The organism is Vibrio sp. D431a (assembly GCF_030248655.1).
Classification (GTDB): Bacteria; Pseudomonadota; Gammaproteobacteria; order Enterobacterales; family Vibrionaceae; genus Vibrio; species Vibrio alginolyticus.
The window spans coordinates 213,394-237,060 of the sequence record NZ_JAHGAP010000019.1 but is presented as its reverse complement, the minus strand read 5'-3'; the positions used below and the strand labels follow the sequence as shown (position 1 = coordinate 237,060).

Annotated in this window: 17 protein-coding genes and 1 pseudogene; 13 read left to right on the top strand and 5 right to left on the bottom strand. The window is 46.0% G+C overall.

The features are described 5' to 3' along the window. Nucleotides 1–105 precede the first annotated feature (105 nt). From KJB35_RS17435 to KJB35_RS17425, 3 genes are all read left to right on the top strand, one after another. Nucleotides 106–1,824 (top strand): type I secretion system permease/ATPase, encoded by a 1,719-nt coding sequence (locus KJB35_RS17435; RefSeq protein ID WP_042521608.1) that lies wholly within the window; start codon nucleotides 106–108, stop codon nucleotides 1,822–1,824. Beyond that, a complete protein-coding gene (locus tag KJB35_RS17430; protein WP_005375170.1) occupies nucleotides 1,799–3,139 on the top strand; it encodes an HlyD family type I secretion periplasmic adaptor subunit in 1,341 nt (446 codons plus the stop codon). Before KJB35_RS17435 ends, KJB35_RS17430 begins: the two co-directional genes overlap by 26 nt. A gap of 95 nt (nucleotides 3,140–3,234) precedes the next feature. Next, nucleotides 3,235–4,083, top strand: coding sequence for a mechanosensitive ion channel family protein (locus KJB35_RS17425; protein ID WP_005375171.1), 849 nt, complete (start codon nucleotides 3,235–3,237; stop codon nucleotides 4,081–4,083). A gap of 95 nt (nucleotides 4,084–4,178) precedes the next feature. Here the strand turns inward: KJB35_RS17425 and fhuB are convergent, their stop codons facing one another. The 4 genes from fhuB to KJB35_RS17405 are packed head-to-tail and all read right to left on the bottom strand — an operon-like array spanning nucleotide 4,179 to nucleotide 10,002. After that, nucleotides 4,179–6,146, bottom strand: a complete 1,968-nt coding sequence (fhuB, locus tag KJB35_RS17420; protein ID WP_053307903.1) for a Fe(3+)-hydroxamate ABC transporter permease FhuB — start codon at nucleotides 6,144–6,146, stop codon at nucleotides 4,179–4,181. After that, entirely contained in the window at nucleotides 6,143–7,072 is a 930-nt protein-coding gene (locus KJB35_RS17415; protein ID WP_213907572.1) for an iron-siderophore ABC transporter substrate-binding protein, read from the bottom strand. The genes fhuB and KJB35_RS17415 overlap by 4 nt, the downstream gene beginning before the upstream one ends. Continuing rightward, a complete protein-coding gene (locus KJB35_RS17410; protein WP_017635311.1) occupies nucleotides 7,063–7,848 on the bottom strand; it encodes an ABC transporter ATP-binding protein in 786 nt (261 codons plus the stop codon). The genes KJB35_RS17415 and KJB35_RS17410 overlap by 10 nt, the downstream gene beginning before the upstream one ends. Nucleotides 7,849–7,899: 51 nt before the next feature. Next, nucleotides 7,900–10,002, bottom strand: a complete 2,103-nt coding sequence (locus KJB35_RS17405) for a TonB-dependent siderophore receptor (protein ID WP_132936302.1) — start codon at nucleotides 10,000–10,002, stop codon at nucleotides 7,900–7,902. A 145-nt stretch (nucleotides 10,003–10,147) separates the two neighbouring features. Between KJB35_RS17405 and KJB35_RS17400 the strand changes: the two genes are divergently transcribed. From KJB35_RS17400 to gcvA, 6 genes are all read left to right on the top strand, one after another. Beyond that, nucleotides 10,148–12,001 (top strand): ABC transporter ATP-binding protein, encoded by a 1,854-nt coding sequence (locus KJB35_RS17400; protein WP_285358308.1) that lies wholly within the window; start codon nucleotides 10,148–10,150, stop codon nucleotides 11,999–12,001. A gap of 237 nt (nucleotides 12,002–12,238) precedes the next feature. Beyond that, on the top strand, nucleotides 12,239–13,273 hold the full coding sequence (locus tag KJB35_RS17395; protein ID WP_171344188.1) for a DUF4118 domain-containing protein: 1,035 nt from the start codon (nucleotides 12,239–12,241) through the stop codon (nucleotides 13,271–13,273). Continuing rightward, nucleotides 13,270–13,968 (top strand): response regulator transcription factor, encoded by a 699-nt coding sequence (locus KJB35_RS17390; protein ID WP_053307901.1) that lies wholly within the window; start codon nucleotides 13,270–13,272, stop codon nucleotides 13,966–13,968. The genes KJB35_RS17395 and KJB35_RS17390 overlap by 4 nt, the downstream gene beginning before the upstream one ends. A gap of 151 nt (nucleotides 13,969–14,119) precedes the next feature. Then, nucleotides 14,120–14,773, top strand: coding sequence for a TrkA family potassium uptake protein (locus KJB35_RS17385; RefSeq protein WP_005375180.1), 654 nt, complete (start codon nucleotides 14,120–14,122; stop codon nucleotides 14,771–14,773). Between the two features lies 1 nt (nucleotide 14,774). Next, nucleotides 14,775–16,139 (top strand): TrkH family potassium uptake protein, encoded by a 1,365-nt coding sequence (locus tag KJB35_RS17380; RefSeq protein WP_054730158.1) that lies wholly within the window; start codon nucleotides 14,775–14,777, stop codon nucleotides 16,137–16,139. Nucleotides 16,140–16,386: 247 nt separating this feature from the next. After that, the gene (gcvA, locus tag KJB35_RS17375) at nucleotides 16,387–17,313 is read left to right on the top strand and encodes a transcriptional regulator GcvA (protein WP_017635307.1); all 927 of its coding nucleotides are present in this window, start codon (nucleotides 16,387–16,389) and stop codon (nucleotides 17,311–17,313) included. A gap of 93 nt (nucleotides 17,314–17,406) precedes the next feature. On the opposite strand, the gene KJB35_RS17370 is transcribed toward gcvA, so the two are convergent. After that, nucleotides 17,407–19,143 carry a BCCT family transporter gene (locus KJB35_RS17370; RefSeq protein ID WP_044129598.1) on the bottom strand — a complete coding sequence of 579 codons (1,737 nt, stop codon included), beginning with the start codon at nucleotides 19,141–19,143 and terminating at the stop codon, nucleotides 17,407–17,409. A gap of 319 nt (nucleotides 19,144–19,462) precedes the next feature. Between KJB35_RS17370 and KJB35_RS17365 the strand changes: the two genes are divergently transcribed. The 4 genes and pseudogenes from KJB35_RS17365 to KJB35_RS17350 all read left to right on the top strand — a co-directional run bounded on the left by KJB35_RS17365 (nucleotide 19,463) and on the right by KJB35_RS17350 (nucleotide 23,664). Then, nucleotides 19,463–20,650: an aromatic ring-hydroxylating dioxygenase subunit alpha gene (locus KJB35_RS17365; RefSeq protein WP_053307899.1), complete on the top strand. Its 1,188-nt coding sequence runs from the start codon at nucleotides 19,463–19,465 to the stop codon at nucleotides 20,648–20,650. Between the two features lies 1 nt (nucleotide 20,651). Next, on the top strand, nucleotides 20,652–22,088 hold the full coding sequence (locus tag KJB35_RS17360) for an aldehyde dehydrogenase family protein (protein WP_172563912.1): 1,437 nt from the start codon (nucleotides 20,652–20,654) through the stop codon (nucleotides 22,086–22,088). Nucleotides 22,089–22,230: 142 nt separating this feature from the next. Next, nucleotides 22,231–22,392, top strand: a pseudogene (locus KJB35_RS17355) (rubredoxin); the annotation flags it as partial. Continuing rightward, complete coding sequence (locus KJB35_RS17350; protein WP_230818686.1) at nucleotides 22,381–23,664, top strand: NAD(P)/FAD-dependent oxidoreductase; 1,284 nt, start codon at nucleotides 22,381–22,383, stop codon at nucleotides 23,662–23,664. The pseudogene KJB35_RS17355 and the gene KJB35_RS17350, both read left to right, overlap by 12 nt. Nucleotides 23,665–23,667: the final 3 nt, after the last annotated feature.

The window sequence follows — 23,667 nt, the reverse complement described above, 5'->3', positions numbered from 1 at the left end:
ATGCTGAGGTGAACTAATCGGACACTCTAGAGCGATTTGAGGTTATCTTAAGCTAGGCGCTAGTATTTCTGGCGCCTACAATTTTCACGTTAAACGGAAGTAGTCGTGCAAAAAACGGTTTTCAAAGAAGTGAAACAAAAACTATGCACGCTTGCGGGCTTGCTGATCGTTTTTAGCCTTTTTATCAACTTATTGGTTCTCTCGATTCCGTTGTACATGCTTCAAGTGTACAACCGAGTTATATCCTCCTACTCAACCGATACTTTATTCTTGCTCACTGTCATCGTAATTGTCGCGCTGTTAACCATGTCCATCATCGACATTGCACGAGCACAAATGAGTAAATCTTTTGGTTATTGGATGGACACAAAACTCTCCGCTTTCATGCTCAAGCGCACGATTCAATATCAATCACATACTGGGAAGAGTTATACCTCGCAAACTCTGAGAGACATTCAGAACATCAAAAGCTTTTTGAGCAGTCAAGCACCTTATCCACTGTTGGATGCGCCCTGGACACCGCTGTTTATTTTATTTGTGTATTTATTGCACCCGATACTAGGTCACATCGCGTTACTTGGATCTATCGTATTGTTTAGCCTAGGTCTACTTAATGAGCTAATGACGCGTAAAACAATGCAAGAGAGCGAAGTCAGAGCGATTTCTCATATCAACAACGCAGAATTAGCCACGCAAAACTCCAATTCAATTCTCGCAATGGGGATGATGAATGCATTTTTAGAGAAGTGGCAGTCGCGCGTGAGCGAAGTGAATGTGCTTGAAGAGCGAGTTGCAGGTAAGTCTATCTACATGGCTAACTTTTCTAAGTTTGTGCGTGGCTCATTACAGATATTTTTACTGGGAGGTGGTGCATGGTTAGTTATCCAACATGAGATAACGGCAGGGGCGATGATCGCGAGCTCCATATTAATGAGTCGGGCATTATCGCCGATGGAGCAGGCGATAGGCACGTGGCGAAGCGCGATGTCTGCTAAAGGCGCCTATAAAAGGTTGAAAGAAATCGATGCGATCGTGCGCCAAGATGAATCAGATATGCCACTGCCTAAACCAAAAGGACACTATGAGCTTACCGGACTGGCCTATCGCCATCCTGGAGCAACCGAACCAGTGCTCTCATCGCTCAGCTTATCGATTCCTCCGGGTGTTGCTGTTGGGGTGATTGGCCCTTCTGGTACGGGTAAATCGACGTTTGCTCGGCTGTTATTAGGTACGGTTAAGCCATTAGCGGGTAAAGTGACTCTTGATGGAATGGAAGTCTCCGTATGGGCATCTGAAGATCGCGGCGTGCATTTTGGGTATCTCGCTCAAGAGGTGGAGTTATTTCCTGGCACAATTCGAGAGAACATCGCGCGCTTTAAAGAAGAAGACCCCGCTAAAGTCATCAAGGCGGCTCAACTAGCAGGATGTCATGAATTAATACTCAAGAAAAACAAAGGCTATGATTGCATTATTGGTGAAAATGGCCGTGGTTTATCTGGGGGGGAAAGGCAGAGAATCGCTCTTGCAAGAGCCGTTTATGGCGACCCTTCTATTGTGATTTTCGATGAAGCGAATGCCAACCTCGATGGTGAGGGAGAGGCTGCGTATCAACGTTTGATTGCCCATTTAAAAGCACAGAGTACAACGATTATCGTCATTGCTCACAATCCGAGCACGTTACGACAAATGGATAGGCTCTTGTATTTGGCTGACGGCCGAGTCAAGTTATACGGCGCTAAAGATGAAGTATTAAAACGTTTGATGGGCGAAGAAAGAACAGATATCCCAAGGGTAAGAAATGAGCAATCAACTGCCAACCGTTAATCAGAGTTCTACCGAGATCGTATATCGTTTTAGCCCCAAAGCGAGACTAAACTTTCGAAAACCAATTTTACTCGGTGTGGTGACCTTAAGTGTTTTTCTTGGAGGCCTTGGCTACTGGGCTGCAACAGCCAAATTAGAAAGTGCAGCGATTGCTTATGGTGATTTGTCAGTTCTCACTAAGCGACAAGAAATTCAGCATTTAGAAGGCGGTATTATTGAAAAGCTATATGTACAGGAAGGGGATTTAGTCGAAAAAGGTCAGTTATTAATTCAACTTTCTAAGCGTCAAGCTATGGCTAAGTTGGACTCGTTAAGTGGTCGTTTTATCCATACTCTAGCAAAGGAAAACCGTTTAAGTGCGGAGCTTGATGAGCTTCCAACGATTGTATGGTCTGATGATCTTGAAAGCATTCCCCGTGTCGATATCGTACAAGAAGCACAACTGGTTCAAAACAAGATCTTTGAAGCGAGAAAGCGATTCTTTGATAGTAAACTGAGTATCATTGAGCAGAGTATTTCTGGAGCAAATTTAGAGCTTGAAAACCTTCAGCAAACCAAAGTGATTGAGACGGAACGGCTCAACTTTATTGCTGAAGAAATAGACAGCAACCAAGCCTTGGTGCAAAAAGGTTTCTCGGGAAAATCTACTTTACTTCAACTCAAGCGCTTAGCAGCGGAGGTGAGAAGTACCTTAAGCCAGTTAGATAGGCAGTCGCTCACCGTTAGAAAAAGGTTAGATGAGAACCTAGCGCAAATTGAAGAGTTGAAGCTTGAAAGGCTGAATGAGATTGTCGAGGAACTACGAAATACCAAAACGGAAATTGTCGCAATTCGGGAAGAATATCGCTCCGCTCAAGATATTGTCGCAAGAACAACGATCAACGCACCTATTTCTGGTCGCGTAGTCAACATGCAAGTGTTTACCGAAAAAGGTGTGATTGGCTCGGGTGAAACGTTACTAGAACTGGTCCCGCAAGACGATAAGTTGTTAGTCGAGGCTCGTGTTAATCCTCAGGATATTGATTTAGTGAATCCAGGCCAGCAAGCGCATGTTCGTCTGACCGCTCTGAATGCACGGACGTTGGCACCTTTAGACGGTACTGTGCTGACGATTTCTGCCGATAAGCTCTCGCAAGAAAACCAAGAAGATTTTTATCTCGCTAGAATTGCAATTTCACCGGAAGATGTGACAAAACATCGTTTAACCTCAGGCATGAATGCCGAAGTGCTTATTTTATCTGAGCCACGAACGCCATTGAGCTACCTAATAAAGCCAATTACAGAAAGCATGAATCGCGCCTTCAGAGAGGAGTAATTTCAAAAAGACTTGAGTGAGCACGGACAACAGACAAAATAATTTGTTATCGTTAGCTGTTACTGGGCCGTATTTTTATTCGAGGGAGCCGTGGAATGGAGAAAGTGCAGTTAGTTGTCGATTTTCTTCTCACTCATAAATTGATTTTTACCGCACTGATCTTTGCGATTATGTGGTTAATTCGTCGTGCAATTTTATCGATGATTCGTGGTGATCACGCTTTTCTCTCAGAAGATCAGCGTAGTTGGATGTCCAGAACTAAAAATGGCACCTTTGCTGTTACATTACTGATTTTATTTATTTTATGGCAATCAGAAATTAACGAGTTTGCTCTGAGTGTAACGGCGATTGCCGTTGCCATTGTAGTGGCATCCAAAGAAATCATTTTGTGTTTTACGGGTTCGATTCAAAGAGCAAGTTCACGTTCTTTTCGCGTTGGGGACTGGATTGAGGTCGGGAAGTTATGCGGTGAAGTGATTGAGCACAATATGATGGCGACGGTGATTCAAGAGATCGACCTGCATCATGGGCAATATCATTACACCGGCAAAACAGCGACATTGCCTAATAGTATGTTCTTTACCTATCCAGTAAAGAACCTCAACTTCATGAAGCGGTACGTTTACCACAACTTTTCTGTAGTGGTGAAAGACTTCGTCAATTTGTATCCACTGCTACCGATTTTAACTGATAAAATTGAAGAACATTGCAGTTACTTTGCTGATGTTGCACATCGTTACAATGCGATGATTGAAAAACATGCCGGTGTTGACCTTCCTGGTTCTGAGCCACATATGCATATTTCTAGTAACATTAATGGTGAACAAATTCTGCACGTGATGATTTTCTGCCCAACCGATAAAGCGAACCACTTAGAGCACTTAATTCGTAAGGACTTTATGGAACTTTATGAGCAACGTTTTCCTGTAGTGCGAGAAGAATAGAGCATCGTACTTCGCCTTTAATTTCAAACCCCGCTATCAAAATAGCGGGGTTTGTTTTTCTTAGCGTATTTTTAGGCTGTAACAATATTCCCAACTTAGCTGAATTTACTCTTCAGCATTAAAAATAGGAAGTAAGTGCTGCCTATAATAGCGACCAACGTGCCAGCTGCGACCTGACTTGGATAAATAGCGATTTGTCCTAGCCAATCTGCCCACAACATTAGGGTTGCGCCAATTAAGGCACCGACACACAGTTGCTCTTTCACTTTTCTTGCTCCTAACATCATCGCCATATGGGGAGCGACCAAGCCAACAAAAGATATTGGACCAACTGTAGCGGTAGAAAAGGCGCATAACAAAGCAACGATGGTGAGCATAAGCGTATTGGCTACGGTAGGGTTAAGCCCTCGTGCATTTGAGAATTGTCGCCCGATGGAAATTAGTGTTAGCCAACGAGAAATCGAGAATACAGCGGCAAGCAGAACTATTATGGCCAAACATAGCATCAGTGCGGTGTCGGCTGTGACTCGATAAATAGAACCAGTTAGCCACAATAAAATTTTGTAACTGTCACCTGAGCCTTGAGCTAGCGAAAATTGAACGAGGGCTTCTAATAGTGCCGTTAGTGCGATGCCGGACAACACGAAGTTAGATGGATTAAAATGGCTTCGTTTACCGATAATCAGCAATAACATCAATACGGACATACTTCCGAAAAAAGCGATACCCCAGCTAAATGCGGAGAGAAGCGACCCAGCGATGACTCCTGTCGTTATAATGGCAAACGTGGCTCCGGAAGACACACCGAGAATATCGGGACTTGCCAGAGGGTTATAAACAATGCGTTGCAAAATGATTCCGGCAACGGATAGCGCAATACCGACAGAAAGTGCGGTTAACATTCGCGGCCAACGCAATTGCCATTGGAACTCACCTGGCACAGACCATTGAATTCCGTTTATACCATGGGTAACGAATGAGTAAGCTAGAATCCCAACCAGACTGAATAGCGCAATGCTGCATACCGCGCGTTTAGAAAGCGCCGTTTTTCCTTGGCTCATTGAAAGGTTAAGTTGATCGGTTGCCGTCAGCTTTTTACGAGTAAACCAAATTAAAGCGGGAGCGCCAATAGCTGCAGCCGCTACACCGCTAGGAATGGTTTCCTCTAACCATAAGCTCAGCGAAATAGCGGCAGAGTCTGTGATGATTAGTAGCATTGCGCCCAAAAGCATGCTGCTGATCAATTCGTCGCGCGGTGTTCTTGCCCCCATCGCTCTGGCAATATTGGGTGTCAGTAATCCGATGAAGCTGATAATACCAACTGCGGTGATGGAGGCAGATACCAGCCAAATACCCATCACCATTAACGCACCAAACGCGGGTAATACCGCTAAGCCTCGGGCTGCAGCGCCTTCTTGTCCTAGTTTCATTAAGGTCAGAATACGTGGTGCGACGATCAAAATTACGATTGCGATAGCGCAGCGAGGCAATAACCACTCAAACCAATCCCAGCTGTATTGAGAGAGGTCTCCTGCTCCCCACATAAAAATATTCTGTGCGAACTGGGCGTTTAAAATAATAATGGCTGTGGCGATAGAACCGAGCAAGATATTGATCACCATCCCCGAAACGACCAACGGCAAACCTGTCATATTACGCACACCGGCAATTGATACGATCAGGCCAAACGCCACTAAAGCCCCAAACATTGCGGCTAATGCAGAGTAATCGGCGACCCAATCGACGAACCAAATGTTTACCACGACTAATGCAAGCCAAGCACCAGAAGAGGTGCCAAGAGTCAACGGCGAGGTGAGGTTATTCTGCGTTAATTGCTGCATTAAGCTGCCGGTGAGACCAAGCATGGCACCAACAAGCAGGGTCATACTTAACCTAGGAAGTTGCGCTTGCGTAAAGAATACATCACGAAACTCGGTTGCTACCTCTGGTTTTGTTAATAATTGCCATTGTTCGAAAAGTGATAAATTAGTATCAATTTGTAGGCTAAAGACGCTAAGTAACGTAATCAGCGCCAGATAACCAATATAATGTTTCGTTCTCATTGTTCTGGTGCCAACTCTATTAGACTGTCGGTAATCGCTTCAGCGGTGTATTGCAAAGACATGGCACCGCCATACGCCCACACTGCTCTGACTGAATTTACCCGCTGCTTTTTCACAAACGGCATCGCTTGCCAAAGTGGCGACTCTTTCAGTTTTCGTTCTTCTGGGAAAGGTTGTACGTAGAGAACGTAGCTGTTTTGAAGGCCCTGAAGCCGATTGATTCGATCTTGCTTTACTCCCCACGCACGTGGGTCCTCTTTAATTGGAGCCTGTAATCCCAGTTTTCTAACCACGTAGTCAGTGGTAGAGTTTTCGGTTGCAAGTAATACAGTATTCGGGGTTGAAAATCGCATCACAAGAATGCTGAGTGGAGCAGAGTAATAGTGGCGAATTCGCTGGCGCATCTGCGCAAATGAAGCATCTAATTCTGCCAATTTCTGTTCAGCAAGTGCCTCTTTATTGAATAGCTTGCCGAGCGTACGAAAGTGACGAATGGCCGTTTCAGCTGCGGCCTCATTTTCAGAAAAATTAGGTAAATAGATTACCGGAGCAATTTGTTTGAGTAACGGAATCAAGTCTTGCTGTGGAGACGCAGCAAGGATGACATCTGGTTTCAAACTGGCTATTTTTTCTAAGTTGGGCTCTGCTCGGGTTCCAATATCTTCAATTGACTCTGGTGCAGTTGGATTGACGACCCATTGGCGGTAGCCTGGTAAATTTGGGGCTGCGATTGGTTCTACGTTTAGCGCCAAGACTTGTTCTAAGATGTCCCAGTTTAAGGCTACAACGCGTTGAGGCGCTTGCTCAAAACTATGCTCACCATATTCATCGGTAACGGTGATGACTGCATGTGCATTGGTCATAAAAAATACGAGGAGAAAAGCAGATTGTGTAACCACAGTAAGTAAACGAGCCATTATGCGCATACAACAGCCACCTTTTGGCTCGCTAATGTGTTAGCCGGGCTTGGGTGCTCAATCAGCTTAATTGGTGACTCATATAGTTTAGAAAGGCGTGCCTCGTCTAACAACATGTCGGCGTTGCCTTCAAAGGCAATTTTACCTTTTTTGAGCGCAACAATGTGGGTGGCGTAGCGCAGGGCTAAGTTCAGATCGTGCAGGATCACGATAATGCCTACGTTCTCGGTTCGATTCAGTTCTGCCAGCAGCGCCATTAGTTGAAACTGATGGTGAACATCGAGCGCCGAGGTTGGCTCATCGAGAATTAAAATTGGCGATTGTTGAGCCAGTAGCATAGACACCCAAGCGCGTTGGCGCTCGCCGCCCGATAAGTCATCCGCCAAAGCTTGAGCAAAAGGTGTAACCCCTGTTCGTTCCATAGCCTGCGTGATGATCTGTTTGTCTTCAGCTTTCCAACGACCAAGTGCCCCACGCCACGGAAAGCGACCTAAGCGCACTAGCTCTTCTACCGTTAAACCAGCCGAAGAGGGCAGCTTTTGTGGCAAATAGGCGATCTGTTTTGCCAACTCTTTGGTTTTGAGTGATGAAAGGGAAGTATCGTTTAGTGTTACCGTGCCTTTATCTGGTGGCATTTGACCAGAAAGCAGGTTCACCAGTGTCGACTTACCTGAACCGTTATGGCCTAAAACGACCGTTAGCTCATTTGTTGGGATGTTAAGTTGTTCGATGCCGAGGATCTGACGTCCACCTCGCACGATCTCAATATTAGACAGTTGAAACATGGATGGCTCTTAGGAGAAAACTCCCCTCAATAGAGGGGAGTAGAAGTACAATTACCAGCGGTAGTTTGCGTTTAGCATAACAGAGCGAGACTGGCCGTAGTAACACCAGTAATCGCAACCTGAAACAAACTCTTTATCTAGGATGTTGTTCACGTTTAGCTGTGCTTGCCACTGTGAAGTGATGTCGTAAGTGACTGACGCATCCCAAAGAGTGACTGAAGGAACCGTTAGGTTCGAGCTCTTAGGGTTATCTTTTGACTCACCTACGTAGCGCACACCAGTACCGATATTGAGGCCTGGAATCAGGCTGTAGGCGCTGTAGTCTACCCATGCAGAAGCTTGGTGCTCAGGAATAAGTGCGGCTTGTTTTTTACCTTGGCCAAAGCTCTCATCTGTTTTCGCTTTAGTGTAGGTGTAGCTTGCCATCAGTTTTAGATCGTCGGTTAGCTGCGCCGTGCTTTCTAGCTCAACACCTTGAGATGTCACTTCACCTGTTTGTGTCGCAATCCATGTTGATGGGTTTGTGACCAATGCATTCTTTTGCGTGATGTCGAACCATGCAAGGTTGATAAAGCCATCCATAAAGCTTGGCTCATACTTCACACCCACTTCTACTTGCTCGCCTTCCAGCGGTTTGTAAAGTTCATTGGTTGCCGCATCAATAGTGCTGATCACTTCAAACGACTGAGAGTAGTTTGCGTAAGGTGACAGGCCATTGTTTGCAAGGTACATCACACCCGCACTTAGAGAGAGCTGACCATCATCACGAGATTCACTTTGATCAACGGTAGCGCCTTTGCCAGAGTTTTCTGTTTTCACCCAGTCGTAACGAGCACCGATGTTACCAATCCACTGTTCATGCAGTTTCAATTGGTATTGTGAATAGAGACTTGCTTGAGATTTCTCAATCTCACGTTTCACGTTGTTGGCAGGATCAAGAGGGGTGAAGTTACCGTAAACAGGGTTCCACGGATTGATGGTGCCAAATGCGTAGTTGTCCTGCTCGTCGCCATCGGTTTTGTGGAATTGCAGATCCATACCGATAAGCACTGTGTGCTCTGCGTTGTCTGTCATCCAGTTACCGACAGCATTGTTATCGAACGTGATGCTCTGGTTTTTTCCGTCACGGAATACGATGCCTTGCGTTAACTCTTCTTTCGCTGGATCGTTGTTTGAGAACGCGTAAGAGCTGCGCAAGTACAACTCATTCGAACCGTAGTTGAGGTTTTGCGAGAGTGACCACGTGTCATTGATGTCGTGCTCTAGTAAGTAACCTAGAGAAAACTGCGTGCGTTCGTATTTATCGTAGTTTGGCTGACCAAGGTTAGTCGAAGGATCGATTTTGCCAAAGTTAGAACCAATCAGAGTACCTGCTGCCGGGAAGAATGGGTTAGTTGGTACACCGTCATCATGAAGGTAAGTTGCCAAAACGGTCAGCATTGTACGGTCAGAAATGTCGAACTCGACACTTGGCGCTAGGTAGAAACGCTCGTTATTTGTGCCGTCCAGTTCACCATCTTGGCTTGTCATCAAGCCAACCAAACGATAGCGCACAGTGCCTGCGTCGTTTGCTTCGTCAGCAATGTCAAAACCTACGGATTGGTGTTGGTTGTTGCCAACTTCGACTTTTACTTCGCCTTGAGGCGTAAACGTTGGTTTTTTCTGAACAGCATTCACGATACCGCCTGGTGCCGATTCACCAAACAGAATAGCCGATGGACCTTTAACGACTTCTACACTTTCTAGGCCGTAAGGTTCGACCAACCATGTGTAGTAACCATCGCGGAATAGGCGGTTGCCGTTTAGGTAAGTCGCTGCATCAAATCCACGAACTTTGAACCAATCAGTGTCGTTGTCTGCGCCATAAGGCTGAGCGGTTACACCAGACGTGTAGCGTAATGCTTCATCTAGCTTTTTCGGTGCACGAACACGAAGTTCATCTTCAGAAATGATAGATACGCTGCGCGGCGTTTCTGCTGCCGGGGTTTCTACTTTAAGTGCTTGCGCGGTGACCGTTATGGTCTCCATGGCAATCACGTCATCTTGTACGACGTCTTCTTGAGCTTGTGCTGTGAATGCAACCACTGCTGTAGGTGCTAAAGCACAAACCAACGCGTTGCGGATCGCGATGGTCAGTGAGTTATTCTTTTGCATAAATCTATTCCCGATAATTATGATTAACGCTAAGCTTAATTGTAATTATTATCATTTGAGCTTTTGTTTCGGTATTTTACTGACTTTTGTATCAAAAGATAGTAAAACGTTCGCAAATTCATTCGCGGTACCTAAAGTCATTGTTATGTTCAATTGGTTTGAAAAACTGACCCAACCCTTTCCCCAGATGGAAACCGAAAAGCCACCGAAGACGCTATTTGGCTTTTGTCGTTTTTACACTCGTGGCTTTGAAGCCCCTTTACTCGTTATGGCTGTGTTCAGTGCGCTTATTGCCATTACTGAGGTGACGCTGTTGCGTTATATGGGCGAGCTCGTCGATATTCTCTCTAATCAAGAACGCGCAACATTCTGGCAAGACCAGGGTGATCGCATGCTAATGATGCTGTTCTTAGTGGCGGTTGTGATGCCAGCTCTCGGTTTTGTCCACTCAATGGTGATGCACCAAACGTTATTGGGTAACTACCCGATGTCTATCCGTTGGTTGATTCACCGTTACTTGCTAAAACAAGCGGTTGGATTTTTCCAGCGTGACTTTGCAGGCCGAGTTGCGACCAAAGTGATGCAAAGTGCGTTAGCGGTACGAGAAACGGTCATGAAGCTGGTGGATGTACTGGTTTATATCAGCGTTTATTTTCTTTCGATGCTCTGGATGATGGGCGAAGCCGATGGTTTGCTAATGTTGCCTATTGTGATTTGGATAGGAATGTACGCGGTTATCCAGTTCTACTTTATCCCTAAAATGAAACAAGTAGCGACAGAGCAAGCGGATGCTCGTTCTGTAATGACTGGGCGCATTGTCGATTCTTACACCAACATATCTACCGTAAAGCTATTCGCGCACTCGCAACGAGAGTTGGAATACGCAGAAAGTAGCATGAAGCAATTTTTGGTGACGGTTTACCGCCAAATGCGCATGGTGGCTTGTTTACTGTTTAGTGTGGATGCCATCAACTATTTGCTGCTGATGTCTATTAGTGCCATTTCGGTTTATCTATGGCTAGATCACGCTGTAACAATTGGTGCTATTGCGATTGCCATCAGTATTGCATTGCGCGTACAAGGTATGTCGAAGTGGATCATGTGGGAAGTTAGCGCGCTGTTTGAAAACATTGGCACGGTAGTGGACGGCATCAATACGATTTCAAACGATGTTGAAGTGAAAGACGTACCAAATGCTAAGCCTTTGCAAATCTCCCAAGGTGAGATCTGCTTTGATCACGTAGGTTTTAACTACAGTGACGAGAAGGCGGTATTTGAGAACTTGAACCTGACTATCAAACCGGGCGAAAAAGTCGGCATTGTCGGTCGTTCTGGGGCAGGTAAATCCACGTTGGTCAACTTGTTGCTGCGTTTTTACGACGTAAATAGCGGTAAGATTTGTATTGATGGACAGGACATTTCTCAAGTTGAACAAGAGTCGCTTCGCCAACACATCGGTATGATCACGCAAGACACCTCTTTGCTGCATCGTTCAATTAAAGAGAACATTCTTTACGGTGATCCAGATGCTTCAATGGATGCCGTTATCGCAGCTGCTGAGAAAGCACATGCTCATGATTTCATTCAATCTCTACGAGACGAGCAAGGTAACGTTGGCTATGACGTTGAAGTGGGTGAACGCGGTGTGAAGCTGTCTGGTGGTCAGCGTCAACGTGTGGCGATTGCTCGCGTTCTGCTGAAAAACGCGCCAATTTTGATCATGGATGAAGCAACGTCTGCACTTGATTCAGAAGTAGAATCGGCAATTCAAGAAAACCTTGAAGTTCTGATGGAAGGAAAAACAGTGATTGCGATTGCTCACCGTTTATCAACGATTGCCGCGATGGATCGTTTGATTGTAATGGATGACGGCAAAATCATTGAGCAAGGCTCGCATTACGAGCTGCTGCAATTGGGTGGTGTTTACGCTCAGTTGTGGAAGCATCAAACCGGCGGATTTTTGTCTGAGCAAGGTGATGCTCAACTGCAAGTCATCTAATATGACGCTACACGAAAGAGGAGCAAATGCTCCTCTTTTTTGTGTCTGTCGTTTATACCGAGTAAGTAGGCGTTAATGGGCAACGTTAACTTGTGATTATTCATTGAGTTAGGCCAACTTAATGATGATTATGTTTATAACTCACTATCGTTATTGAATTTTTTACGCTTTTTTTACGCGAACTCCGAATGGGCTTTTGCTAAAGTTTTCTACATCGAATTTTGGTTGATGTATTTTATGTTTGTTCAATGGCGAGATAACACCTTTCTCTTTTCTACTACCGTGATTGTTGGTGCGGTTGTCGTCTCATGGCTGTTAGACCAACTGTTTGGCTCTACAGCCGCAGTCCTGCTGATTTTACAGTTAGCGGTCGTGGTAGTGGCGTTTCAATGCAACTCGCGATTCGCTTATGCGGCGGCGGTGGTCGAAGCGTTGAGCTTCAACTTCTTTTTCACGACGCCTCGTTACTCTTTGCAGATGTTTCGTCCGGAAGACATTTTTAATTTAGTCGTGTTTATGGTGGTGGCTTTTATCACCAGCACCTTTGCGGATCTTTATCGTCGGCAGCAGGGAGAGTTAAAACAAACCAAGCTGCAAAACAGCATCCTGCTATCGGTGTCCCATGACCTACGCACGCCGCTAGCAACCATTATTGGAACACTGACCACACTCAACGAGTACATGCCCAAGCTCGATGACTTAGAGCGTAAAGAATTGCTCGACAGTGCGACTTCAGAAAGCCATCGCTTGCATCAATATATCGAGAACCTCTTACAGGCGACTAAGCTCCAGCACGGCACATTAAAAATTACCAAAAAAGATGAGCTGATTGCAGATATTGTGCGGGATGCGGTTTCTCGTTTGCCGAATTACACCGAGAAAGTGTCCATGAATATGGATGATTCCGTTGGTTATTTATCAGTAAGTCGTTCGCTCATCGAACAAGCGATTTTTAATGTGCTGGATAATGCCATGCGATTTTCACCAGAGAATGAATCTGTTGAGGTTTCACTTTCTAAGCAGGGTTTGTCGTGCGTGATTGATGTTCGGGACATGGGGATTGGCATCAAAGCTGAAGATGCGGAAAAAATATTCAACCTTTTCTATTCCGGCGCGAACAACAAATCGGCCGATTCAGGCACCGGAATGGGACTCGCGGTTGCCAAAGGCATCATCATCGCACACCAAGGAGAGATTCAATCTATGCCAGTATCAGAAGGGACGCTGATCCGCATTCTACTTCCACTCAATCAAGGAGCAGAGCAGGCGTGAGTTACAAAGTTTTAGTCGTGGACGATGAGCCTCGCATTCATACCTTTATTCGAATTTCGCTGTCTGCTGAAGGGTTTGATTACATTGGCGCGAGTACCATTGCAGAAGCCAAAGCGTGTTTCGAAGCACATTCGCCGCACGTCATTCTGCTAGATTTAGGCTTGCCCGACGGCGATGGGACGGAGTTTCTCACGACGCTTCGTCAGACGTATAAAACGCCAGTGCTAGTGCTGACAGCTCGCGATCAAGAAGAGGAAAAAATCCGCCTTTTAGAAGCGGGCGCGAATGATTACTTAAGCAAGCCTTTTGGCGTAAAAGAGCTCATCGCGCGCATCAAAGTGCTGGTTCGAGATTTGGTGGATGAGAAATCCATCGCTGATGAGCTGGTGGCTGGCCGAGTCAAAATCATCAAAAGCACCCACCAATTTTGGTTGGATCAGAGGGAAATTCCACTCACCAAGAAAGAATTTTCTTTCATTGAACAGTTGATTCTCAAGCCGGGAAAACTCATTGAGCAAACTCATTTGCTAGCGGTGATTTGGGGAAAAAGTCATGTCGAAGACACTCACTACTTACGCGTGTTAGTGAGTCAACTACGCAAAAAACTGAACGATAGTGCTGACGAACAGCGGCTATTAAAAACCGAGCCGGGGCTGGGTTATCGTTTAGTGCTTGAGACGTCCAAGCACCACTAAATTCCAAATTTAATCAACGTTAATGCCAAGGTTTAGTGCTGGTTATCGGCACTCGAACAGGATTCGTGTTGCCTATTTTTCGTGACGGAAAATCAGCCTAGCCCTTAGCGCATTAGCATTTTCTATACATAAAACACAGTTAGGGATTGATATGGCTCACTTTACAGTAATTGGTTTAGGGCGATTTGGCGTTGCCGCTAGCTTAGAACTTATTCATCTTGGACACACCGTAACGGGGGTGGATAGCGACCCGAAAATCGTCGAGAAATACGTCGAAGAGTTAACGCAAGCGGTCATATGTGACGCAACAGACGAAGGTGCACTCAGAGAGTTAGCGTTAGCGAACAGTGATGTGGTGTTGGTGGCGATTGGCGAAGACATGCAAGCCAGTTTGTTGTGTACGCTGGCGCTGAAAAATCTGGGTGTGAAATCTATTTGGGTCAAAGCGAGCACCAAAGCACACCACACCATCGTGTCTAAGCTTGGTGTACAACGCATTATTCATCCGGAAGAGGAGATGGGCGTAAGAGTCGCGCAGGCACTCAACTATCCGATGGTGAACAACTATTTGGAAATGGGGCATGGTTTGTATGTGGTGGAAATCCACGTTAAATCCAATCTGCACGATACGCCGCTTTCTAAGTTGATCAGCCGAGGCAGTTACAACATTCAGCCTATCTTGGTGAAGCGCGAAGAAGCCGTCTACACCAATATCAATGATGAGTTTGTGCTTAATGAGTTCGACACGCTGTTGCTTTGCGGTAGTCGCGCTGAGCTGAAATACGTCGCTCCAAGGTTGGTGTAACATGGTTTTGTGGCATCCCTCTGTTATCCCAATCGAGCGAAAACCCAAAGCGGGCAAAAAATTGTTGGGCGCACCGCCATTAATACTTAGCCTCAGCTTTGCGTGCTTGATCATGCTCGGCACGGTCTTACTCAAACTGCCGATTGCCACCACAGAGCCCATCACTTGGATTCAAAGCCTGTTTACAGCAACATCGGCCATTACGGTGACGGGATTAGTTGTGGTGGACACGGGCACGGCGTTTACGCCTTTTGGGCAAGTGGTTATTGCTTTCCTGATTCAATGTGGTGGCTTAGGTTTGATGACGTTTGCCATCGTGACCTTGCTGGCTCTGGGCGGAAAAATTGGCTTTTTGGAGCGAGCCGTCGCGAGAGAGGCGTTCAACCAGACTGACTCATCGACACTCATTGCCACTGCTAAATCTGTATTGATGTTCGCTCTGCTCGTTGAACTTATTGGTTTCACTATTTTGAGCGTTTATTGGAGTGAAGAGCTGGGCTGGAAAACCAGTTTGTTCCATGGTTTCTTCTACACCATCAGTGCGTTTAACAATGCAGGTTTTGCGTTGAGTGCCGATAGCTTAATGCCTTACGTGGACGACCCGATCGTTAACTTCACCATTACCAGTTTGTTCATTATTGGTGGTTTAGGCTTCTCGGTTTGGATTGACTTAAAACGCAATCGCCGTTGGCACCGACTCACCGTTTACAGTCGAATGATGATCTTAGGCACGGTGATCATTAACGTGGTGGCACTTATCGCCATTTACCTGATTGAATATGAGAACCCCAACACGCTTGGCCCTTTGAGCGAAGCAGGGAAATGGTGGGCATCGTGGTTTCAAGCGGTGACGCCAAGAACGGCAGGTTTCAACACTTTAGCTATCGATCAGTTGGAAGATGCCACAATGGCGATCATTCTGGTGTTGATGTTTATCGGCGGTGGATCATTGAGTACGGCAAGTGGCATTAAAGTTGTGACATTTATGGTATTGGTCTTGGCAACTTACAGCTATTTGCGTCGCGATGAAGCAACCTATGCCTTTCAACGCGAGATTCCCAAAGAGACCATCAGCAAGGCATTGGCGCTGACTCTGATCTCGGTGGGGGTGACTTGGTTTGCCATATTCACGCTGTTACTGACAGAGAAAGCGTCTATGTTAGACATTATGTTCGAAGCGGTCTCGGCACTGGGTACGGTTGGGTTATCGCGAGGCTTAACGGGCAGTTTGTCCGAACCGGGTGAGTTAGTGATCATCTTCATGATGTTTATGGGACGATTAGGGCCTCTTACATTAGCGTACTTCTTAGCCAGTCCAAGAAAGAAAAAAGCGCGTTACGCGAGTACTAAACTGGCAATAGGGTAAATGGGCTAACTCGTACAAAGTGAGCAAAAGGCTAGACAAAAGAGGAGTAACTGCTCCTCTTTTTGTGCTCGTTGTAGCCACGAAACTGTATACGGCAGTCTGTCTCACAACAATTTATGATTCATCTCTATTTTTTATCATTTATAAATTGTCGTTTTTGAGGTGTTGTCCAGAATGGCATTATCCACGTGCAACATAAGATTGCCGGGAATAAAAATAATTACAATACTGCCTTACTGGAAGATACATGAAAATCAAACCCCTCCCACCTTTAAATAGCCTCGTTGCGTTTGAAGCGTCGGCGCGGCACTTGAGTTTTACATTAGCCGCTGACGAGCTAAACGTGACCCAAGGTGCTATCAGTCGCCAAATTAGACAATTAGAAGAATACTTAGGCAAGGCTATGTTCACGCGAGCCAATCGAAGCATTAATTTAACGCCTACAGGTCTTCAATATTATCAAGCTGTCAGCCAATCTTTGCTCGATATTGCTCAAATCACGGGTGAAGTGAAGAAGTGGCAGGGCGAACAAAAGATCACGGTTGCGACGACAAATGCAATGGCAGCCTTGTGGTTGTTGCCTAAGGTTGCTCAATTTCAAAATGAACATGATGACATCGATATAAGGATATTGGCCTCAGATAATGTGTTGGACTTACGCCGATTAGATTGCGATATCGCCTTGTTTTATTGTCGCACTCCACCTGCGGAAATGGACGTGACAACGCTATTTTCAGAAGAAGTATTCCCTGTGTGTAGCCCGCTTTATCTAGAGAAAATCGGCCAGCCTAGTAAGCCAGAAGAAATCTTCAATAAAACGTTACTCTATCTGGAAGAGTCTCAAAGAGATTGGGTGAATTGGGAGCAGTGGTTTGCGAGTGTAGGATTGCCAAATATTTCGCCTCGTAATCGCATGAACATCAATAACTATCCAATGCTGTTACAAGCGGCAATTAATGGTCAGGGAATCGCGTTAGCCTGGGGGTCATTAGTGGACGACTATTTACAAAGCGGTGCTTTAGTTAGGCCAGTCGAACACGTGCTTTCAACACCTTCCAATTTCTCTATGCTTGAACCTAAAAATAGAGGTTTAATCCCAGCAAGCGTCAAGCGTTTTAGAGAGTGGCTTTTGCAACAGTTGCCAGATGAGGTGGGTGATCGAGGTTTAGCCTAAATCAATAAGCAGAGAAAATAACAGAGTTTGGTCATGTTAAAAAGCGGGAGTACCAGTTCCCGCTTTGTTTTAATTGATTGATGAAACGACGCACTAACTTAGTACTGGTCCCTGATTGAGTGTGGAATCATCTTTTAGTGAGGATGTTGAAGCGATAGGCTCGGAAACCACTGTTTTGCTTTCAACAAGCGGTTCAACAGGACCATCAAGTTTCTCTTGCTCTGGGTGAACATGCTCAGGAAGCATTGCCCATGGCTTAGGTTCGCGTCGAATACTATGAAACAGCGTTAAGCTCATCACTGCGATAAAAATGGCGATAGGGAAACCGGCAATAATGGAGGCCGTTTGCATTGCTTTTAACCCTCCTGCGTATAGAAGTACTCCCGCAATGGCTGCGATCATGATCCCCCACAATACGCGTATAGAGGTAGGAGGCTCACTGTGCCCAGCGGCATCGAGGGTACATAGAACCAAGGTACCCGAGTCTGCGGAGGTAATGAAATAAGTACCGAGTAATAGACACGCAAGCACGCTAAGTAGTTTACCAAACATACCTGTATCTAGATTGTCGAATAGCGTAAACAAAGCGCGTGTCGTATCGGCTTTAGTCGCTTCAAGAATCGGGCCGCCAGAAAAATCCGCAGGTGGTGTTTGTTTGGCTTCTTGTGCCGCAGTGACTTGCTCTTGATGAGCAACACGAGCGTCTTGCTCTACCTTCAACGCTGCACCACCAAATACTGAAATCCATAAAAACGTGATTAGCGTAGGTACGATTAATGCGCCACCGATAAGTTCACGTATTGTGCGTCCTTTAGAGATACGAGCTACAAACATGCCAACGAAAGGCGCCCAAGTCATCCACCAAGGCCAGTAATAAGCCGTCCACCAGTTTTGCCAGCCAGAGTCATTCTGTGCATCGCTCCATAAGCTCATACCGACAATGTTTTGTGCATAAAGCCCCGTACTTTCGAGTAGCGTATTTAAGATATAGCGAGTTGGACCAATGTAAAGTACGACTAGCACGAGTGCGAGTGAAAGCAGCATGTTCCATTCTGATAAACGGCGAATACCTTTTCCTACACCAGATAGCACCGACGCAACCGCACAAGTACAAAGGGAAACGATAATAAAGAGTTGAATCCCCAAACTAATGTCTAGACCAAAGGCTTGATTCAAACCAGAGTTTATTTGGATAACTCCCATCCCCAAGGTTTGAGAGATACCGAAAGCAGTCACCGCGACTGTTAGGATATCAACCGTGTGCCCGATAGGCCCATAAATACGATCGCCAATCAAAGGGTACAAGATAGAGCGTAGGGTAAAAGGCAGATCTTTACGGTAGGAAAAGTAAGCTAATGCGAGTGCAACAATGATAAAGACAGACCAAGGATGTAGACCCCAGTGAAAGAATGTCAGTTTCATTGATGTTGTTGCGGCTTCATTGGTCAGGCCTTGAGTAAATGGGTTGTCAGCGTAATGCCACATCGGTTCGGCGACCGACCAGAAAATTAAGCCTATCCCCATGCCTCCGGAAAAAAGCATGGATACCCAAGACAAATAACTAAACTCTGGTTTTTCGTCATCTTTACTCAAACGAATATGTCCATATCGACTAACCATAAGGTAAAGAAGAAAACCGACAACGAGTGAAACAAGTCCGATGTAAAACCACTTCATATTCTGCAGCAAAATGCCGGAAATCGTTTCGAAGTATTGGCCCGCTTGGTTGGCGAGAATGGCGCAGAAAAGTACAAAACCGATAACGACGATCTTTGATGCGATAGTCACAGTCGGATTGAGTCCTTTCAATATCCCAGATGTTGCTCTCATAGGCATCCCTCACAGTGCGTTTGTTTTAGCGTTATTGTTTGTTGCGTTATTGTTAATTTTTGAAAGAGAGTAGAGAGAGGGCTTTTGTGTTTCAACTGATTAATACTCATCGGTTAATGAGTATTAATCATGACAAGAAGATCATTGTTAATTAAAAGGTTATTTTTTTGTTCGAGATCAATGCATGAATGACAAAAACTCATCCAAGCCCGGCGAAAAAGTCGTTTGTTTGTTGCCGGGTTGTTAATCAAAATCATCTCCACTAACACAACACGATGTTGTACGCACTGGATGCAACTCGACTCTCGGAGATAAGAATATGAGCAATGTCAACCAAACCATTATTCCTGTTGAACTTGTTGATAATGTACTGAACCCAATCAGTGAAGCAACAGGAATGCCGAATCAGGCCTACACCAGCGAAGAGTATTTTACTTTTGAGCGTGATCAGGTGTTTGGTAACACTTGGGTATGTATTGGTTTTGCATCAGACCTGCTTAAAAATGGTTATGTGATGCCACTTGATTTCATGAATCTTCCACTACTCATGATGAGAAATCGCCAAGGTGAAGTCCAAGTTTTCCACAACGTATGTAGTCATCGTGGTATGAAGCTGGTGCATGAGGCAGGCGAAGTTCAAGGCATGATTCGCTGTCCTTACCATTCATGGACGTACGATCTTGACGGCAATCTAAAAGGCACACCACACATTGGTGGTATCGCAAAACACAAAGATGACCGATTTAAGTGTGAAAAACATGGCCTTAAGCCACTTCGTTCAGCCGTTTGGATGGACATGGTATTCGTCAACTTATCGGGCAATGCTGAAAGCTTTGAAGAGCATATCGCGCCGCTAGAGCAACGTTGGCAGCAATTCTTAGGTGAAGAAGGATTAGGGCTTCTTCGCCGCGTGAACATGGGTGGCAACTTAGAGATAGAAGTGAAAAGTAACTGGAAGCTTGCCGTAGAAAACTACTGTGAAGCTTACCACTTACCTTGGGTGCATCCGAGTTTGAACAGTTATTCTCGCCTAGAGGATCACTACAACATCATGTTTGCAGAGCGTTTCGCTGGCCAAGGTAGTCTCGCATACAACCTCTCTGATACTGCAGGTACACACTTACCTAAATTTCCAAGCTGGCCAGAAGATAAACTGCGTCATGCAGAATATGTTGCACTCTTTCCAAACGTGTTGCTTGGTATTCAAGCCGATCATGCCTTTGCAATGATGATTGAACCAATCACTGCGAATAAGAGTGTTGAGCACCTACGTGTTTTCTATGTGGGTGATGAAGCAACGAAAGATGAGTTCGCTGCGTGCCGTACTGCTACCGTTGAGTCATGGCGAGTCGTATTCGGCGAAGATATTGGAGCGGTCGAAGGTATGCAGGAAGGTCGTTACTCACCTGGCTTTGGTGGTGGCGTGTTCTCACCAGAAATGGATGTTCCGACGCATTTCTTTCAAACCTGGTTGGCAAAGCAAGTGAAAGCGGCACTGGAGCAGTAATATGATGCATTACCTTAATTATATTGATGGTGAGTGGTGCGATTCAGAGCAAGCGCTGACCGTCATGAACCCTGGTACAGCCGAAGCGTATGCGACGATTGCAGAAGCCACTATCATCGATGCCGATCGCGCAATGGCAGCGGCACGTCGAGTAGTCAATCAAGGCCTTCTTTCGGACGTTCGTCCAGCCGTCAGAACCGAGTGGATGTTAAAAGCCGCCGCGGCTATTCGTGAAATGGTTGATGAAGGTGGGTTAGTTGCCTGCCGTGAAAATGGGAAATCTTTGCAAGATGCCAAAGATGAGTTTTTAGAATCGGCACGTTACTTCGAATACTACGCTGGCATGGCCGACAAGCTGGAAGGCACGTCAATTCCGTTGGGTAAAGATTATGTCGATTTCACCCAATATGTGCCGTTTGGTGTGTCAGTGCAGATTGTGCCGTGGAATTTCCCAGTTTCTATTTGTGCACGCTCATTAGCACCTGCATTAGCTGCTGGTAACGCAGTGGTGATCAAATCGCCAGAGATTTCCCCACTCGCTATGACGTTGTTGATTAAAGCGATTGAAAAAGCGGGCTTCCCAAAAGGCACGATTAACTTGCTATGTGGCAAAGGCTCCGTAGTTGGCAGCCACTTGGTGCAGCATCAAGATGTTGATCAAATTGTCTTTACAGGTTCTGTGCCGACCGGCCAACGCATACTGAAAGATTCAGCGCAACGCGCTACTCCATCGGTGATGGAGCTGGGTGGTAAATCGGCCGCTATCGCACTGAAAGATGTGAGTCTCGAAACGCTTTTACAAAGCGTTCAAGTCGGTATTTTCTTTAACGCTGGTCAAGTTTGTTCGGCAATGTCTCGTTTGCTGATTCAAAAAGAGCGTTATGAAGAAGTAAAAGCGGCGGTTGTGGAAATGGCAAAAAGCCTAACCATTGGCCAAGGCGAAAGCCAGCCGGACATCACACCGTTGGTATCGGCTGATCAACAAGCGCGCGTGCTTGAAATGATAGAACAAGCAAAAGCCGACGGCGCGAACATCCTAACGGGTGGCTACGCCCCTGATTTGTCGGGTTACTTTGTGGCACCGACGGTGATTGAAGCCTCACCAGATATGCGTATTGCTCAAGAAGAAGTGTTTGGTCCTGTACTGGTAATTACGCCGTTTGAAACCGAGCAAGAGGCCGTTGAAATCGCGAATGGCACCGATTTTGGCCTGGTTGCTGGTGTCTTTGGTGAAAGCCTAAACCAAACATTGCGTGTGGCACAGCAACTGCGTGGTGGACAAGTGTTCATCAATGAATGGTTTGCTGGTGGCATCGAAACACCATTTGGTGGCGTGGGCTTGTCCGGGTTTGGGCGAGAAAAAGGACAAGAAGCGATTTATAGCTACGTCCAGACACGCAATATTGCCATTCGTTTGCAGCAAGACAGCAACGTATAGCTACCGTGTAACTGTATTTTCATCACCTCGTACCGGCTTGGATTTCAGACCACAAGCTAGGGCGAGGTTGATGGAATCACAACAAATCTGACAGCGGTTTGTAAACACGGAAATTCTGAACAAGGTAGTTGGAGTATAAGTGATGAGAAAGTGGCTCTGTATTATTTGCGGCTTAATCTATGATGAAGCACAAGGTTGGCCATCCGATGGCATTGCACCAGGAACAGCATGGGAAGATGTACCGGATGACTGGTTATGTCCTGACTGTTTAGTGGGTAAGGCCGATTTTGAAATGATCGAAATCACCGACGATGTGCCACTAGAAGAGGTTGCAGTGGTGTCTTCGGTGTCGGTAGAAGCATCTGTTCAGCCAAATACGGCTCAGCCACTTCCATCTGAAGTCACTCAACCTATATTTTCAGCTGACCCTATCGTTATCATCGGCAGTGGCCACAGTGGTTACCAGTTGGCAGCGGCACTTAGAGCACAATCTGAAACGGTTCCGATCACTGTCTTTACCGCTGATGATGGCGCACTGTACAGCAAGCCTGCCTTGTCTAATGCACTGGTCATGAATAAAGACGGCGACGCGCTACAAAGTGAGAGCGCGTTGGAGTGGGAAAGCCGTCTCAACATCCGAGTTTACCCGCATACCCGTATTGAACAGATCGATCGTGCCAATTCAACGTTACATACCTCCATCGGTAAATACGCCTACAGCCGCTTGGTACTGGCAACAGGTGCATCACCGATTGAAATCCCAATTGAGGGCGATCGCTCTTGGGTTATGAGTGTGAACGACTTAGTTGATTACCGCCGTTTCAGAGCGGAGCTGCAAGACAAAAAGCGCATCGCGATCCTAGGTGATGGCTTAATTGGCTGTGAGTTCGCAAATGATCTGATCGAAAGCGGTTATGAAGTAACAGTTATCGGGTTGGGTCAATGGCCAATGGAGCGTTTGATCCCGCAACAGTTGGGTGAATCATTACAAAGCGCACTTGCCGATCGAGGCGTGCAATGGGCTCTACAAGACAGTATCACCAGAATCGAGCCAAGGTCCGCATCCAGTGCGGTTTTACATCTAAACAGTGGCAAGCAGATTGAAGCAGATCTAGTGCTGAGCGCGGTTGGACTCAAGCCAAATGTTTCTCTGGCTGAGCAAGCAGGGCTCGAAGTGGGCCGCGGCATTAAAGTGAATCAATTCGGCCAGACGAGTGATGAGAATATTTACTCGCTAGGTGATTGTGTTGAAACTGATCACGGGTGGCAGCCCTATATTGCGCCGATTAATCAAATGATCCCTTCTGTAGCGAAAAGCTTGCTAGGCGATGTCGCCTCTATCTCGTTAACACCAACTCCAGTGATTGTAAAAACGCCGATTCTTCCACTCACGATTTTCCCGGTAGCCGCTGAAGAACAGGGACAATGGTACATCGAGAACCAAGCAGATGAATTGACCGCTGCGTTTTATTCACCAGAAGGAGCAATGCTCGGTTTTGCGTTGCTAGGAAGAAAAGTACAGTCATTACGCGGCCCTTGGCTAGATCAATTGTCATTGAAACTGTCAGCAGCGTAGCGG

Bases quoted from the DNA above. Each gene is read 5' to 3' on its own strand.
- KJB35_RS17380 (WP_054730158.1), top strand. From the start codon at position 14,775: ATGGTTTTGTGGCATCCCTCTGTTATCCCAATCGAGCGAAAACCCAAA.
- KJB35_RS17365 (WP_053307899.1), top strand. From the start codon at position 19,463: ATGAGCAATGTCAACCAAACCATTATTCCTGTTGAACTTGTTGATAAT.
- KJB35_RS17425 (WP_005375171.1), top strand. From the start codon at position 3,235: ATGGAGAAAGTGCAGTTAGTTGTCGATTTTCTTCTCACTCATAAATTG.
- gcvA (WP_017635307.1), top strand. From the start codon at position 16,387: ATGAAAATCAAACCCCTCCCACCTTTAAATAGCCTCGTTGCGTTTGAA.
- KJB35_RS17385 (WP_005375180.1), top strand. From the start codon at position 14,120: ATGGCTCACTTTACAGTAATTGGTTTAGGGCGATTTGGCGTTGCCGCT.
- KJB35_RS17360 (WP_172563912.1), top strand. From the start codon at position 20,652: ATGATGCATTACCTTAATTATATTGATGGTGAGTGGTGCGATTCAGAG.
- fhuB (WP_053307903.1), bottom strand. From the start codon at position 6,146: ATGAGAACGAAACATTATATTGGTTATCTGGCGCTGATTACGTTACTT.
- KJB35_RS17415 (WP_213907572.1), bottom strand. From the start codon at position 7,072: ATGCGCATAATGGCTCGTTTACTTACTGTGGTTACACAATCTGCTTTT.
- KJB35_RS17410 (WP_017635311.1), bottom strand. From the start codon at position 7,848: ATGTTTCAACTGTCTAATATTGAGATCGTGCGAGGTGGACGTCAGATC.
- KJB35_RS17400 (WP_285358308.1), top strand. From the start codon at position 10,148: ATGTTCAATTGGTTTGAAAAACTGACCCAACCCTTTCCCCAGATGGAA.
- KJB35_RS17430 (WP_005375170.1), top strand. From the start codon at position 1,799: ATGAGCAATCAACTGCCAACCGTTAATCAGAGTTCTACCGAGATCGTA.
- KJB35_RS17405 (WP_132936302.1), bottom strand. From the start codon at position 10,002: ATGCAAAAGAATAACTCACTGACCATCGCGATCCGCAACGCGTTGGTT.
- KJB35_RS17395 (WP_171344188.1), top strand. From the start codon at position 12,239: ATGTTTGTTCAATGGCGAGATAACACCTTTCTCTTTTCTACTACCGTG.
- KJB35_RS17370 (WP_044129598.1), bottom strand. From the start codon at position 19,143: ATGAGAGCAACATCTGGGATATTGAAAGGACTCAATCCGACTGTGACT.
- KJB35_RS17350 (WP_230818686.1), top strand. From the start codon at position 22,381: ATGATCGAAATCACCGACGATGTGCCACTAGAAGAGGTTGCAGTGGTG.